Origin of the sequence: Persicobacter diffluens, assembly GCF_036244895.1 — a bacterium.
GTDB lineage: Bacteria > Bacteroidota > Bacteroidia > Cytophagales > Cyclobacteriaceae > Persicobacter > Persicobacter diffluens.
On sequence record NZ_BQKE01000001.1, the window covers coordinates 834,982 to 848,578 of the forward strand.

Sequence of the window (13,597 nt, forward strand, 5' to 3'; positions counted from 1 at the left end):
GGGTTTGAAGTATGAATAAGACCAAATTTGCCAAAATAAATCCGTTTTGGTTGGTAGCCGTTTAATCCCGGCTTGTACAACGATGGATTTAACAGGTCTGCTTAAGCAACTATTAACAGGGTATACTGATTATATTTTCTCATTTATCAATAGTCCACATTGTGGTAAATTGGCTTTCTCCTTATTCATCTGTTTCCTTGGGAAAAGCTGGGAATTGGATAAACTCCTTCATTTTTTCCGCCTTGTAGTTTAACGTGGAATTAAAGATGAATGCTGCTGTTTGATGCAATCTAACGTGCAGCGTGCCTTTCTTGCATTTTTAAAAAAGGAAAAAGCGTATAAGAGCGTGTTTAATAGCCAAAATTCTCTGCGAAAATTTAAAATATTGAAGGTGCGATAAGGGATTATTTGGAGAAAATAACATCGCTATTGTTGAAAAATCATCCAAAATCGCTTCCAATAATTCGAATTTGCGGCCGGATGGTATGCTTTATAACTTGCTGTAAGAAGATTGGTGAACTTTATTAGCAAAAAATAGTCTTTCATTTAATTGAAAAGGATTGGAGTATCTCTTTTTGGAAAAGGAGATGCTCCTAACCATTTGACAGATATGATGAAAGCAATTTTTCTACTTGTGATGTTTACTGGTATCTTCTTGTCAACTTCACTCTATGGGCAAGCTGAGCATGAAGGGCAAAGTCATCCTCATGAAGCAAAGGGTGGCGATCACGTACACGGTCGACATGCAATAAATTTTTATACAGGTTTTACTTTTATTCCACCTAAGCATTATGCTCATATTGATGTGCTGGGATTGAGGAATACCGGAAATTGGGTGCCTACCCTTGGCTTAGATTATGTCTATAAAATTAATCATCGCTGGAGTATGGGCTTGATGGCCGATATTGAATTGGATCGGTACACCATGTTGACCCTGTCAGAACAGCGGATTGTACGTGAAAATGTGGTGGTGTTGGCGGCGGTAGCTAAGTTTGAGTTGCTGAAAGGTTTTAGTGTATTTGCCGGGCTGGGTTATGAACAAATGTTTGCTGAGGAAGGGGAGGATTTTTGGTTGGTGAAAGTGGGTTTGGAGTATGAAATTCGGATGGAGAAGGGCTGGCAATTGGCTCCCTCCATTATTTATGATTACAAAGATGTATATCAGACCATTTCCTATGGATTTGCAGTGGGCAAAAGGTTTTAAATTAGATACTAAGCATTGAATTTGTCGTTTGGTATTATTAATTATTTTTTAATAGATAAAATCGTTACAAATAGCTTTTGATTATGCTCGGTATTTTGGAACTTTGAACAAATTGGTGATTATCTCATCCTTTATGCTCAGGCTTCGGTCCAAAGCTGGAGAGTGAGGTGAAAACTGAATAAAAATTCAACTTATACATGAATAGCTGAGCTAATTTGTATATTTTGTGAATTGGTAGGGAATATAAATTAATTCGTTTTTACAAGGAGCATGGGCTTTTTTGACTTTTTAACAAGTGATATTGCAATCGACCTTGGAACTGCCAACACGCTTATTATTCATAAAGATAAAATTGTTGTTGACGAGCCGTCAATAATTGCCATTGATCGTTTAACCAATAAGGTTTTGGCGATCGGGCATGAGGCGATGCAAATGCACGAAAAAACGCATGAGTCAATTAAAACAATTCGTCCGTTGAAGGATGGGGTGATTGCAGATTTCCACGCGGCGGAGCAGATGATTCGCGGAATGATTAAAATGATTGACACCAGAAATCGTTTCATTCCGACATCTCATAGAATGGTGATTTGTATACCTTCCGGTATTACTGAGGTAGAGAAACGTGCGGTACGAGATTCTGCTGAGCATGCGGGAGCAAAGGAAGTTTATTTAATTCATGAGCCTATTGCAGCTGCCCTTGGTATTGGTATTGATATCGAACAGCCGGTAGGATCTATGGTCGTGGATATTGGAGGAGGTACCACCGAAATTGCGGTAATCGCCCTTTCCGGTATTGTCTGTGATCAGTCCATTCGAGTAGCCGGAGATACTTTCAACCGTGATATTTTGGACTATATGCGTCGCCAGCACAATCTTTTGATTGGTGAGCGTTCTGCAGAGAAGGTAAAAGTGGCCGTCGGGTCTGCTTTAACGGAATTGGATGAGCCACCGGAAGAATATCAAATTCGTGGGCGAGATTTGATGACCGGTATTCCAAAAGTGGTGACCATTTCTTATTCCGAGATTGCTTTTGCTATAGATAAATCTGTTTCTAAAATTGAAGAAGCGGTATTAAAAGCATTGGAGATTGCTCCACCGGAATTGTCTGCAGATATCTATGATAATGGTATTCACCTGACTGGCGGTGGTGCTTTATTGAGAGGATTGGACAAGCGTTTGGCTTTGAAAACCAAATTGCCTATCCACGTGGCAGATGATCCATTAAGAGCAGTGGTTCGCGGTACGGGTAAGTCTCTGAAAAATATGGAAAACAACCGTGCCGTGTTGATGACTTGATAATTTAATAATGGAAAACCGTCAAACAGTTTTTCGTGAAAAATTTTATAATTCAACATTTGGTGGCATTCGCCCGTCCGGATGTTGAATTTTCTTTTTAGGGAGATATTTGGAATTTGCAAAATAGATGCGGGAACTCTTTTTCTTTATTTACCGCTTTCGCGGCTTGATGCTGTTTTTGATTTTGGAAATGATTTGCTTTTGGCTGATTGTGACCAAAAATTCTTACCAAAGTATAGCTTTTTTTCATAGCTCGAATCGGGCTATTGGTGCCTTATATCAGAACAAAACCAAGGTCAATAATTATTTTGAACTCAGCCGAATCAATGAGGAGTTGGTCAAAGAGAATGCGGCATTACGTGCAGCTCTGAAGGTGAGTGAAGCTTCTGATTATTATTGGACACATGAATTTTCAGCGGATGAAGCTCGTCTGAAGCAATTTTCTTTCACACCGGTACGGGTGGTGAATAATTCGATCAGTGAATATCATAATTATATTACTATTGATAAAGGTTCGCTTGATGGAATAAAACCCAATGAGGGGGTGATTGGTCCCTATGGGGTGATTGGAAAAGTGAAATCTGTTTCTCCCCATTATGCCACTGTGATCTCTCTCCTTAATAATAAGTTTTTGGTTTCGGCCAAAGCTTACCCTTCCAATGTGCTTTGTTCGGTGAACTGGTCCGGAGAGGATTTTCAGTTTGCCGACCTGAACTATGTGCCGCGACATGTGGAGATGCATGTAGGGGATACCGTTCGAACGTCTGGCTTTGACGGGATATTTCCGGCCGGTACGATGATCGGAACCGTGGAAGAGTTTGAGTTGACGGATCAGGATATTTTTTATAATATCAAGGTGAGGTTATCTACTGATTTTTCTTCCCTATCCTACCTTTATGTAGTGGAGAATAACCTGGAAGAGGAGCAGTTAGAAGTTGAGCGTTTAACCGAGGAGAAAAAATGAAAAACAGCACTATTTTACGAATTGCACATTTCGTAATCTTTCTATTACTTCAAGTGTTGATTTTGAAGAATATAGCCCTTTTCGGCTTTGGCTTTATTTTTCTCTATATCGCAGTTTTGTTGTTCCTGCCTGCAGACATGGAGAAATCCACCCTATTGCTGATGGGCTTTGTGTTAGGGATAATGGTCGATTGGTTTTATGATACCCTGGGGGTACATGCCGCCGCATCGGTGCTTATCATGTATTTGCGACCGAAATGGATGCAGCTGATCACGCCCAAAGGAGGATATGATGCGGGCGTAAACCCGATGTTGTCAGATTATGGTTTCAACTGGTTTGCGCTGTATGCACTGCCCTTAATTCTGATTCACCATTTCACCTTATTTGTAATTCAGTCCGGAGGCTTTGATCGCTTAATGAGTATTTTGGCCAAGACTTCTTTTAGTGGGGTACTGACATTTGTGTTAATGGTGTTGGTGCAGTTGTTATTTTATACCAAACAGCGGAGGGTGATATGAATGAGGACAGACGGATAATTGTTCAGCTGCTCATCGCCGGAGTAGCATTGTTATTTGCAGGAAAACTATTGTTCATCCAGGTGCTGGATGATGATTATAAGTTGGCTGCTCAAAACAATGTGATGAAGAAGTTCATCGATTATCCCTTAAGGGGAATGATGACCAGTCGTGATGGGGAGTTGTTGGTGGTGAACAATCCGGTGTATGACATTACCGTCGTAGCCAAAGAATTTCGAAATTCCGATACTTTAGCTTTAGCGAAGGTGATGGGCATTGAAATGGAGGAAATGCGGGGAAAACTGGACAAGCTCAAAAAGGCCCGAAGTTTTTCCTGGGTGAAACCTCAGGTTTTGTTCAAGCAACTGAGTCCGGAAGAATTTGCCAAAATCGAAGTTTACTTGGATGATTTCTCCGGAATTTATGTTTCCCCCAGAACGGTAAGAGGGTATCAATACCCTTATTCGGCGAATAGCCTGGGCTATATTGGGGAGATTACCGATCGTCAGATTAAGCGGGATACCACTAATTACTATAAGGCAGGAGATTATATCGGCCGAAATGGTATCGAGAGTACCTATGAAGAACATCTCCGTGGGCAGCGCGGCATTAGCTTTAAAATGGTGAATGTCCGTGGAATTGTAAAAGGGAGTTTTCAGGATGGAGAATATGATACCCTTTCCGTGCCGGGGAATAATTTGACCACTACCCTGGATTTGGACCTTCAGGCATATGCTGAAAAATTAATGGAGGGGAAGATTGGTTCTTTAGTTGCGATTGAACCGTCCTCTGGAGAGATTCTGGCTATTGTCAGTGCGCCAGATTATGATCCTTCCTTACTTTCCGGGCGTTCATTCGGGAAAAATATGGGCGTATTACAAAAGGATTCCCTAAAGCCTCTTTTTAATCGACCGATCATGGCGGCCTATCCTCCGGGGTCCATTTTTAAGGTGTTACAATCCTTGGTGGCGCTACAGGAAGGGGTAATTGCCCCTGGTGAATTTATTTATTGTGATAATAAGTTGATAGGGGACCATGCGCCCCCGGGCAGATATGATACGCGCCGAGCACTTAAATATTCCTCCAATAACTTCTATGTGAAAGTCTTCAGGGAGGTATTGAATCAGCGGGTGGACGATAATACTTTTGTGGATAGCCGTCTGGGACTTGATAAGTGGGTTACCTATATGAGTCGTTTTGGCTTAGGCAGTAAGTTGGGCATTGACCTGCCCGGCGAGAAGTCCGGTTTTATTCCAAATTCTGCATTTTACGATCGTTATTACGGTCGAAATCGCTGGAAAGCATCTAACGTTCACTCCCTGGCGATTGGACAAGGGGAAATTTTGGTCACTCCTATTCAAATGGCCAATATGGCTGCATTAGTAGCCAATAGAGGTTATTTTTATACGCCGCATCTGATTAAAGATATTGGAGGGCAGGGGCCACTTGAAAAATACCTTGAAAAACACGAAACCGGTATTCAGTCACAATATTTTGACGAGGTGATCGCCGGTATGGAAGAAGTAATTCAGGGGACGGCTACCCGGGCTTATATTAAAGATTTACCCATTGCAGGAAAAACCGGAACAGTTCAGAACCCGCATGGTCCGGATCATTCGGTATTTATGGCCTTTGCGCCGGTAGAGCAGCCTAAGATTGCCATTTCTGTTTATGTGGAAAATGCCGGTTGGGGAGGGAGAGCCGCAACTGCGATTGCGGGCTTGATGCTGGAGAAATATGTGAAAGGGGAGATTTCTCGCCCGTATATGGAAAAGTATGTGTTAAAAGGGGACTTTTTATACTAGAATGGAGCTACAAGGTAAGAATAGAGGGAATTTTTTTGGTCGTGTGGACTGGTTGTCCATCCTGATTTTCTTTATACTGGTCACAATCGGCTGGCTGAATATTTATGCAGCCGTTTATGATGAGGAGGCGCAACGCAGTATTTTTGATTTGAGTATCAACTCCGGAAAGCAATTGCTTTGGGTGGGGACCACCATCATTTTGATTACCATCATTTTTGCGGTTGACTTTAAGTTTTATGACTCCTTCGCCTATGTGATTTATGGGGCGGTGATGCTCTCTTTAATCCTGGTGTTAATCTTTGGTCGGGAAGTAGCGGGTTCTAAATCATGGATGGAGATTGGCCCTTTCCGGCTGCAGCCGGCAGAGTTTGCCAAATTCGCAACCGCCCTGGCGGTGGCTAAATTTTTGTCTGACCCCGGCCTGAGGATGGATAAGTTCGAAACTTACAGGAATGCCTTTATCTGGATTGTTATCCCTATGCTTTTGATTCATTTACAAGGGGATACCGGTTCTGCACTGGTGTTTTTAGCATTGGTTCTTGCCTTTTACCGAGAGGGTTTAACGCCTCTGATCATGGTGGTAACTTTTATCGTAGGAGTAGTTTGCCTGATGGCCTTGTTGTATCCGACCATTTATGTCATTGGAGGATTGGCTGTTATTGCCTTCCTGCTCGCCTGGTTCGGTGAGCGGACCAAAAAGCGCATTATCACCATAATAGCTGGTTTCGGTATTCTTTGTTCGGTAGCTTTTGGGGTTAACTATTTTGTGTATAATGTATTGAAGCCTCACCAGCAAGGGCGCGTAAAAGCTTTGATTGACCCGGACGGGGACCCCCTTGGAGTAGGATGGAACGTGACGCAGTCCAAAATTGCGATTGGATCAGGTGGTTTTTGGGGTAAGGGTTTTTTAAACGGAACCCAAACAAAGTTTGATTTTGTACCCGAACAAAGTACCGACTTTATTTTTTGCACCATTGGAGAGGAGCACGGCTGGATTGGATCTGTTGGAGTGGTGTTTTTGTTTGCTTTTTTAATGTACCGTCTGATATTTTTAGCAGAAAGACAAAAATCCCGCTTTGCGCGGGTGTATGGCTATAGCGTAGTTTCCATTATTTTCTTTCACTGGTTCGTAAATGTAGCCATGACAATAGGACTTTTTCCGGTGATCGGAATTCCTTTACCTTTAGTGAGTTACGGGGGGTCGTCTTTATGGGCATTTACCATACTGATTTTTATATTCCTGAAACTGGATGCTCACAGGATGCAGGTGATGGTTCGCTAATCGTCGGGCTTTTATTTGATTTGTTTATTGAAAAATGCCATAGCGTCGGCATAAAAAAAAATGTAAAAAAAGGGAATAGCTGCCTTAGGTTTTTTGGCCATGTAAGGTTTTGTGTAATAAAGTATTACAATAGCTTGTGATAAAAAGCATTGATATGCTTCAACATCTATTCTATTTTTATTGCACTTTATGGGATGAAACTGCGTATTTTTGTTTAAAATTGTTAATATAGTGATTAAGTCTTTTTAATTTGGATTTTTTCCTTGCAGGATATAGCTCCTTAAAAATGAAGGATTTTTACACTTTTTAATGAGTATTTGAATTCGACCTATTGATAAAAATTACCCAACAACAATGATTCAATTTAAGGGATGTTCCCGGTTTTTTTTGCTGGGATTGTTGATGATTGTGCTACCGCTTAGCCTAATAGCGCAATCTCATAAAGTGGCAAGAGTAATTCTTGATGGAGGTAATAAATACACCAATTCTTCCTTTATAAAGGTGAGTTTTGATTTGGTAAATCCTTCCACCAAAGGATTTATTGATCAAATGCAGCTCTCCGAAAATCCCGATTTCTCCGGTGCCAGATGGCTTGATTTTTCTATGGAAGGCGTGAGCTACCAATTCAATGGTGGTGACGGCTTGAAAAAGCTTTATTTACGATTTAAAGATAAAGCAGGTAATGTCTCCCCGGCAGATGTGGGGACGATTGTCCTGGATCGTGCTGCGCCTAAGGGAAAAATTGTTATTAATGACGGAAGCGAATTCACGAATGATGTTCAGGGGCGGGTGATTTTAAGTGTGGAATCCAATGAAAATGCCAAGCTGTTTATAGCCAATCATGCTTCTCCGGAAAATACCCAGCCAATCGCATTGGAGCAAACTATGCGATGGAAACTGGATGATGACGGAGATGGCTTGAAAAAGGTATATGCTATTTTGGAGGATCGTGCCGGTAATAGATCTGATTTGCTGGAAGCTTCGATTCGCTTGGATCGTGAGGCCCCGCGCAATGGCCAAATTTTGATTAATGATCAGGAGGAGGTAACCAACCAAACAGAAGTTTTGCTAAAGATTAAAGCCCTGGATGTGGAAATGATCCGCGTGGTCGATCATCAGGTGGCGGAGGTGATGCGTTTTCAGCCTGGTATAGATGGCTTTATGGAAGTCCCATGGACTTTGAAGGGGGAAGATGGGATTAAGAAGATTGGCGTATTTTTCATGGATAAAGCCAAAAATAGAACACGCGAAGCGGTTACGGCTGAGATAAAGTTGGATCGTCAAGGCCCAGAAATCAACTCCTTTAAAATTAATAATGGTCAAAGATATGTCTCTAACCCTAAGGGAAATGTTGAGCTTTCAGTTGTAGTCGAAGATAAAAATAGGGTGAAGTACATGGAAGTCAGTAATGATGCCGACTTCACGGTTTCCGAAAAATTCCCCTACCAAACGACTATCCCATGGGAGATTGATGCGAGTGAAGATGGATTAAAAACGGTTTATCTTCGTTTGGCGGATCAGATTGGAAACATTTCGACCGTCAATCAAGCTAAGATTTTTCTTAAAAGGACAGAACCCAAAGGATTGGGTATTCAGGTGGCGAATGGAAAAGAATTTATCGCTGAACAGGCGACCTTTGTTCGCCTAAAGGCCAAAGACGCTCGTTTTATGCAAATTAGTGAAAACGCTAGCTTCACTGATGCAGAATGGCAGGATTATGCCGAGCAGCTGAACCTTAAATTATCTGATGGAGATGGCAAAAAGGTCATTTATGCGAGGTTTAAAGATGAAGTAGGGAATGTGTCTGAAGCATTAAGTACGGAGGTGCTTTTAGACTCAAAGCCTCCGGTAGGTAAACTGATTGTGAATGATGGAGAACCCTATGTGACGGCAAAAGATAGAGTAACCGCTTTGACTATTGAGGCTGGTGAGGATGCTTATGCCATGAGGGTGAGTAATTCTGTGGATTTTACAAAAGCCCCCTGGAGACCTTTCCAGACAGAAATACGTCCCTGGACACTTGCCGGAGAGGATGGTTTGAAAATGGTTTATTTGCAGTTGGCTGACCGGGCAGGGAATAAATCAGAGGTGATTACGGCTTCTGTAACCCTGGACCGAACCAAACCGACCAAAGTTTTATTCAGACTTAATGACGGTCAAAAATGGCATACCGGTGATAATTTAAATGTAAAGGTTTCATTAGAGGTACAGGGGGCGAATGAAATGATGATCGCCAATGATGAACATTTCGCCGGAGTGGAATGGCAGCCTTATCAAACCGAGTTTATGCATAAGATTGAGTCGGGTGATGGAATGAAAATGGTGTATGCCAAGTTCCGAAACAAGGCTAAAATCGAGACGGATCCTGTTCGAGCACGCATTATGCTGGATACTACTCCTCCAAAAATTATCAGCGGAGAGGTGAATGATGGGAATTATTATGTTACCGCTCGAGACAGAAGAGTGCCAGTAGCGGTGAAAGCGGAGGGCGCAGCCTTTATGCGGATCAGTGCGCAAGCCTTGGATCATCAGGCTTTAGAGGACCGGTCTAAATGGCAAAAGTACGAAGGTTTAGTGGCCTGGCTATTGGAAGACCGTGAAGGAGAACAGGAAGTTTTTGTATATACACGTGACTTTGCAGGAAATATCTCAGCGCCGTGGTCCGGTAAAGTGAATTTCCATACTTCTCCGGTAGAGGTGGTGAGTTTCAAAATTAATAATGGCACTAAGTATACTAATGCCATGGATCAGGTGGTAGAGTTGAATTTCAATGTGAATGGTGCCAGTGAAATGATGCTATCGAATTGGGAGCATTTTTCAAATGCCAAATGGCAGCCTTATCAAGCTAATGTAGATTTTAAACTGGATGGTAATGATGGGGTGAAATCTGTTTTTGCCAAATTTAGAAACGAGGCAGGTGTGGAGTCGGCGCCTTCTTATGGTCGGGTGATTCTGGACCGGGAACCTCCTGTACAGTGTAAAATTCGAATCAATAATGATTCTTCTTTTACCACGCATGCTAAGCGACTAGTGAAGGTGCAACTGAAAGCAATGGGGGCGAAATACATGGTGCTGTCTGAGAAAAAGGATTTTTCAGATGTGCAATGGCAGCCCTATAAATCTTTTATGAGTTATCAGTTCTCGGATCCGGATGGAGAAAAGGTTTTGTATGCTAAGTTTAAGGATGAACCAGGTAATGAAAGCGCTATAGTTTCTGCTTCTATTATTTCGGATGTTACGCCGCCTAAAGGATTGGATTTTGTTATAAATGATGGCGCAAAATATACCAATGATTCCGGTAAGGAAGTCATCCTGAAAATAAAAGCAGATAAGGCGCGTCAGATGATGATTGATTTCTCTCCATCTTTTGCACGAGGGAAATGGGAGCCTTATCAGGAAACGAAATCTGTTCAGCTTCCGGGAGAGGATGGAGAAAAAGTGGTGTACATCAAATTCCGGGATGAAGCCGGAAATGAATCTAAATTGATGACCACGCGAATAATGTTGAAAAGAAGTTTTAACTAATATGAAAAGCCTCTTCCAAATTGCAGGAAGAGGCTTTTGTTTTTTTTAGGCTTTTGGAATTAGGTTTATTTGATTGCAATCTCTTTAACCATATCTACTTCTTTGTGTTTCTTCATCTCAATGGTTAAGATGCCATTCTCAAATTGAGCAGTTAAACTTTCCTGATCAATAGATTTGGGTAATTTGAAGCTTCTCTCAAGGGGCTTGCTCTCAAATTCTTTTCGGATTACTTTTGAAGTTACCTTTTTTGTTTCAGTCTCTTCTGATTCCTTTCTTTCTGCGTTAATGGTTAAAATTCCATTTTTTACAGATAAAGTAATTTCCTCTTTTTTATAACCGGCAGCCATTAATTCTATTTTGTATCCGGACTCTTCTTCATAAACATTGGCCGGGCTGTTAGAGACTGCGTAATCACTTCCTGCAGGCCAATTAAAGTTTCTATCGAAAGCTCGAAGAATATCATTAGCGTTGTTAACTAAAGTGCGAGGAGTTTTATTGATTGTAGCGATCATAACTATTGTTGTTTAAAGTTTTCGTTATCAAATACAATCTCTTTTTATCAACTCCTGTACCATTCCAATTTTTAGGACAATTTGCCTTAAATGCAGACTTCAATAATGACAATTTGTCATTTAAAATTCATTTTATCGCTTATTTGATGACAAAATGACTTAATTTAAGTGTTTTTTTGCCGATTTCAGTGCAAATGAGGTTGCTGCAAAAAAAAAATACCCGACGTTTTGCCGGGTGAATTTCATTTTAATGGCTTGAGGAGAATAATTTCCCCTGCCAGGTATTTCTTTCTTCCAATCGCTTTTCGATTTGGGAAAGCAAAGTATCTCCCCGGACCATACCCCAATTAGGGGCTATTTTGATGGCAGGAGGAGCCTCACTGGTAAATCGCTGAATTTGTAGCTCCGGGCGAAGGCGCTCCACAAAGTCAATCACAAAGTCGATATACTCTTCCCGGTCGAAAAAATTGAACTGTTCAGGGTGATCTTTGTACTCTTTGGCCATGATCGTCCCTTTCACTACTTGCAGTTGATGAAATTTTATGGAATCTAATGGTAATTCATTGATCAACGCTACCTGTGCCAGCATTCTTTCCCTGCTGTCATTTGGGAAACCGAACATTAAGTGTCCTCCCACATGAAAACCCCTGCCCACCGACATCTTGATGGCCCTGACGGAATCCTCAAAGCTGTGTCCACGATTCACGCTGTCCAGGGTGTCATTGTAGCAAGACTCGATGCCATATTCCAACACAATTAAATGTTCTTTTGCCAGTGCTTCAAAATAGTCCAGTTGCGCTTCGTTGATGCAGTCCGGTCGAGTGCCGATCACCAATCCTTCAATATCCGGATGGGCGAGTGCTTCTTCATATACTTTTTTGAGATCTTCTAAATCTCCATAGGTATTGGTATAGGCCTGAAAATAGCCCACAAATTTCGCGGTTCGCTTGTACCGCTTTTTTAGGAATTTCAAGCCTTTCTCCAGTTGCGTCGTGATGCTTGGATTTTCCCTCACATAGGAAGGCGTAAAACTATCATTATTACAAAAGGTACATCCTCCTCTGCCCAGAGAACCATCCCGGTTTGGGCAGGTAAAATCTGCATTGATAGAAACCTTCTGGATCCGTCCGCCATAGGTTTGCTTCAAATAATCTACATAGGCATTATACCTTCTTCCGCTATCCCAAAAATTGGGAGGTGTATTTGCATCAATCATAAGAACGCAAAAGTAATATTCTTGCTTTAAAAATTTGCTAAACTAAGCGTGCAAGCAAAATGCCAACCTTCTTTTTTTGGGAGAAAGTGCATAATTTAGTTCCTTTCCAAGATGTATTAGCTTTTTATTACCGAAAAGTAATCCCCATGTAATTAGCCGCCTTTACCTTAATTGTAAATTTTTCATCAATACTTTTATTTCATGCTAAGGATTTTTTGTCTGGCATTGTTGCTATGGAATTTTGGAATCGCTCACGCTCAGTTTGTGGACTTTCCCCAACACTATATTTGTTATAAGACCGATCAAGCAATAAAAATTGACGGGATGCCCGAAGAGACTGCTTGGTCTAAAGTGCCCTGGAGTAATGATTTCGTTGATATTGAAGGGGACATTCGTCCAAAACCAAAGTACCAGACCCGGGTAAAAATGCTTTGGGATGATGAGTTTTTGTATTTCTATGCAGAAATGGAAGAACCTCACCTATGGGGAACATTAACCGAGCGAGAGTCCATCATTTATCTCGATAATGATTTCGAAGTCTTCATTGACGCCAATGGCGATGGGCAGCATTATTATGAATTTGAGATCAATGCTTTAGGGACCGAGTGGGATTTAATGTTAACCCGACCTTACCGCTTTAACGGAAAACCCATCTTCGACTGGGATATTAAGGGCATGAAAACAAAGGTAGCCTTGAATGGTACTTTGAATAATCCGCAAGATATTGATCGTTCCTGGTCTGTGGAGATCGCGATGCCATGGTCAAGTTTGAAAGAGTTATCCTCCAGAGGTGGAGCCCCGATTGCGGGAGACCAGTGGAGACTGAATTTTTCTCGTGTGCATTACGATTTGGAGGTGGTTGGTGGGCAATATGAGAAAGTTAAAGGGCCAAATGGAAAACCAAAGCCGGAATATAATTGGGTTTGGTCACCGACCGGAAAGATTGATATGCACCGCCCTAATCGATGGGGCTATTTGCAGTTTTCGGAATTGAAAGCCGGGGAAGGTGAAGAGGAGTTCCTGGCGAACCCTGATTTTACCTTACAACAATACCTTTACGAAATCGCAGATGCAGAATTGGCATTCAAAGCCAAACACCAACACTACACTTACCAATTGGCCGAATTGACAAGCCTTCCTGAATTACCAAAAGACATCGAGCAGGTTGAGATTTACCCTGGGCCCAGCTTATGTTTTGGAGCAACTTCCTCCATTACCGGAAGACGCTATTATGTGAATATGGAAGGTAAATTATGGTCAGTACATTAAATTATCACT

Annotated in this window: 10 protein-coding genes; 8 read left to right on the forward strand and 2 right to left on the reverse strand. The window is 41.6% G+C overall.

What is annotated here, in order from left to right; all coding sequences use genetic code 11:
• Window positions 1-610 precede the first annotated feature (610 nt).
• From AAA970_RS03495 to AAA970_RS03525, 7 genes are all read left to right on the forward strand, one after another.
• The gene (locus tag AAA970_RS03495; protein ID WP_338236000.1) at window positions 611-1,204 is read left to right on the forward strand and encodes a hypothetical protein; all 594 of its coding nucleotides are present in this window, start codon (window positions 611-613) and stop codon (window positions 1,202-1,204) included.
• A gap of 270 nt (window positions 1,205-1,474) precedes the next feature.
• A complete protein-coding gene (locus AAA970_RS03500) occupies window positions 1,475-2,500 on the forward strand; it encodes a rod shape-determining protein (protein ID WP_053404023.1) in 1,026 nt (341 codons plus the stop codon).
• Between the two features lie 127 nt (window positions 2,501-2,627).
• Window positions 2,628-3,464, forward strand: a complete 837-nt coding sequence (mreC, locus tag AAA970_RS03505; protein WP_338236001.1) for a rod shape-determining protein MreC — start codon at window positions 2,628-2,630, stop codon at window positions 3,462-3,464.
• A complete protein-coding gene (locus AAA970_RS03510; protein ID WP_338236002.1) occupies window positions 3,461-3,982 on the forward strand; it encodes a Rod shape-determining protein MreD in 522 nt (173 codons plus the stop codon). The genes mreC and AAA970_RS03510 overlap by 4 nt, the downstream gene beginning before the upstream one ends.
• Entirely contained in the window at window positions 3,979-5,784 is a 1,806-nt protein-coding gene (gene mrdA / locus AAA970_RS03515; RefSeq protein WP_338236003.1) for a penicillin-binding protein 2, read from the forward strand. The genes AAA970_RS03510 and mrdA overlap by 4 nt, the downstream gene beginning before the upstream one ends.
• 1 nt (window position 5,785) lies before the next feature.
• Window positions 5,786-7,066 (forward strand): rod shape-determining protein RodA, encoded by a 1,281-nt coding sequence (gene rodA / locus AAA970_RS03520; protein ID WP_338236004.1) that lies wholly within the window; start codon window positions 5,786-5,788, stop codon window positions 7,064-7,066.
• A 354-nt stretch (window positions 7,067-7,420) separates the two neighbouring features.
• Entirely contained in the window at window positions 7,421-10,591 is a 3,171-nt protein-coding gene (locus tag AAA970_RS03525) for a hypothetical protein (protein WP_338236005.1), read from the forward strand.
• Between the two features lie 65 nt (window positions 10,592-10,656).
• Here the strand turns inward: AAA970_RS03525 and AAA970_RS03530 are convergent, their stop codons facing one another.
• Window positions 10,657-11,103 carry an Hsp20/alpha crystallin family protein gene (locus AAA970_RS03530; RefSeq protein WP_338236006.1) on the reverse strand — a complete coding sequence of 149 codons (447 nt, stop codon included), beginning with the start codon at window positions 11,101-11,103 and terminating at the stop codon, window positions 10,657-10,659.
• Window positions 11,104-11,350: 247 nt separating this feature from the next.
• Window positions 11,351-12,319, reverse strand: a complete 969-nt coding sequence (gene mnmL / locus AAA970_RS03535) for a tRNA modification radical SAM protein MnmL/YtqA (RefSeq protein ID WP_338236007.1) — start codon at window positions 12,317-12,319, stop codon at window positions 11,351-11,353.
• A 201-nt stretch (window positions 12,320-12,520) separates the two neighbouring features.
• Between mnmL and AAA970_RS03540 the strand changes: the two genes are divergently transcribed.
• On the forward strand, window positions 12,521-13,588 hold the full coding sequence (locus AAA970_RS03540; protein WP_338236008.1) for a carbohydrate-binding family 9-like protein: 1,068 nt from the start codon (window positions 12,521-12,523) through the stop codon (window positions 13,586-13,588).
• Window positions 13,589-13,597: the final 9 nt, after the last annotated feature.

What these genes read in the sequence shown, in the direction of transcription:
- AAA970_RS03495 (WP_338236000.1), top strand. Translation starts at nt 611, where the DNA reads ATGATGAAAGCAATTTTTCTACTTGTGATGTTTACTGGTATCTTCTTG.
- AAA970_RS03500 (WP_053404023.1), top strand. Translation starts at nt 1,475, where the DNA reads ATGGGCTTTTTTGACTTTTTAACAAGTGATATTGCAATCGACCTTGGA.
- mreC (WP_338236001.1), top strand. Translation starts at nt 2,628, where the DNA reads ATGCGGGAACTCTTTTTCTTTATTTACCGCTTTCGCGGCTTGATGCTG.
- AAA970_RS03510 (WP_338236002.1), top strand. Translation starts at nt 3,461, where the DNA reads ATGAAAAACAGCACTATTTTACGAATTGCACATTTCGTAATCTTTCTA.
- mrdA (WP_338236003.1), top strand. Translation starts at nt 3,979, where the DNA reads ATGAATGAGGACAGACGGATAATTGTTCAGCTGCTCATCGCCGGAGTA.
- rodA (WP_338236004.1), top strand. Translation starts at nt 5,786, where the DNA reads ATGGAGCTACAAGGTAAGAATAGAGGGAATTTTTTTGGTCGTGTGGAC.
- AAA970_RS03525 (WP_338236005.1), top strand. Translation starts at nt 7,421, where the DNA reads ATGATTCAATTTAAGGGATGTTCCCGGTTTTTTTTGCTGGGATTGTTG.
- AAA970_RS03530 (WP_338236006.1), bottom strand. Translation starts at nt 11,103, where the DNA reads ATGATCGCTACAATCAATAAAACTCCTCGCACTTTAGTTAACAACGCT.
- mnmL (WP_338236007.1), bottom strand. Translation starts at nt 12,319, where the DNA reads ATGATTGATGCAAATACACCTCCCAATTTTTGGGATAGCGGAAGAAGG.
- AAA970_RS03540 (WP_338236008.1), top strand. Translation starts at nt 12,521, where the DNA reads ATGCTAAGGATTTTTTGTCTGGCATTGTTGCTATGGAATTTTGGAATC.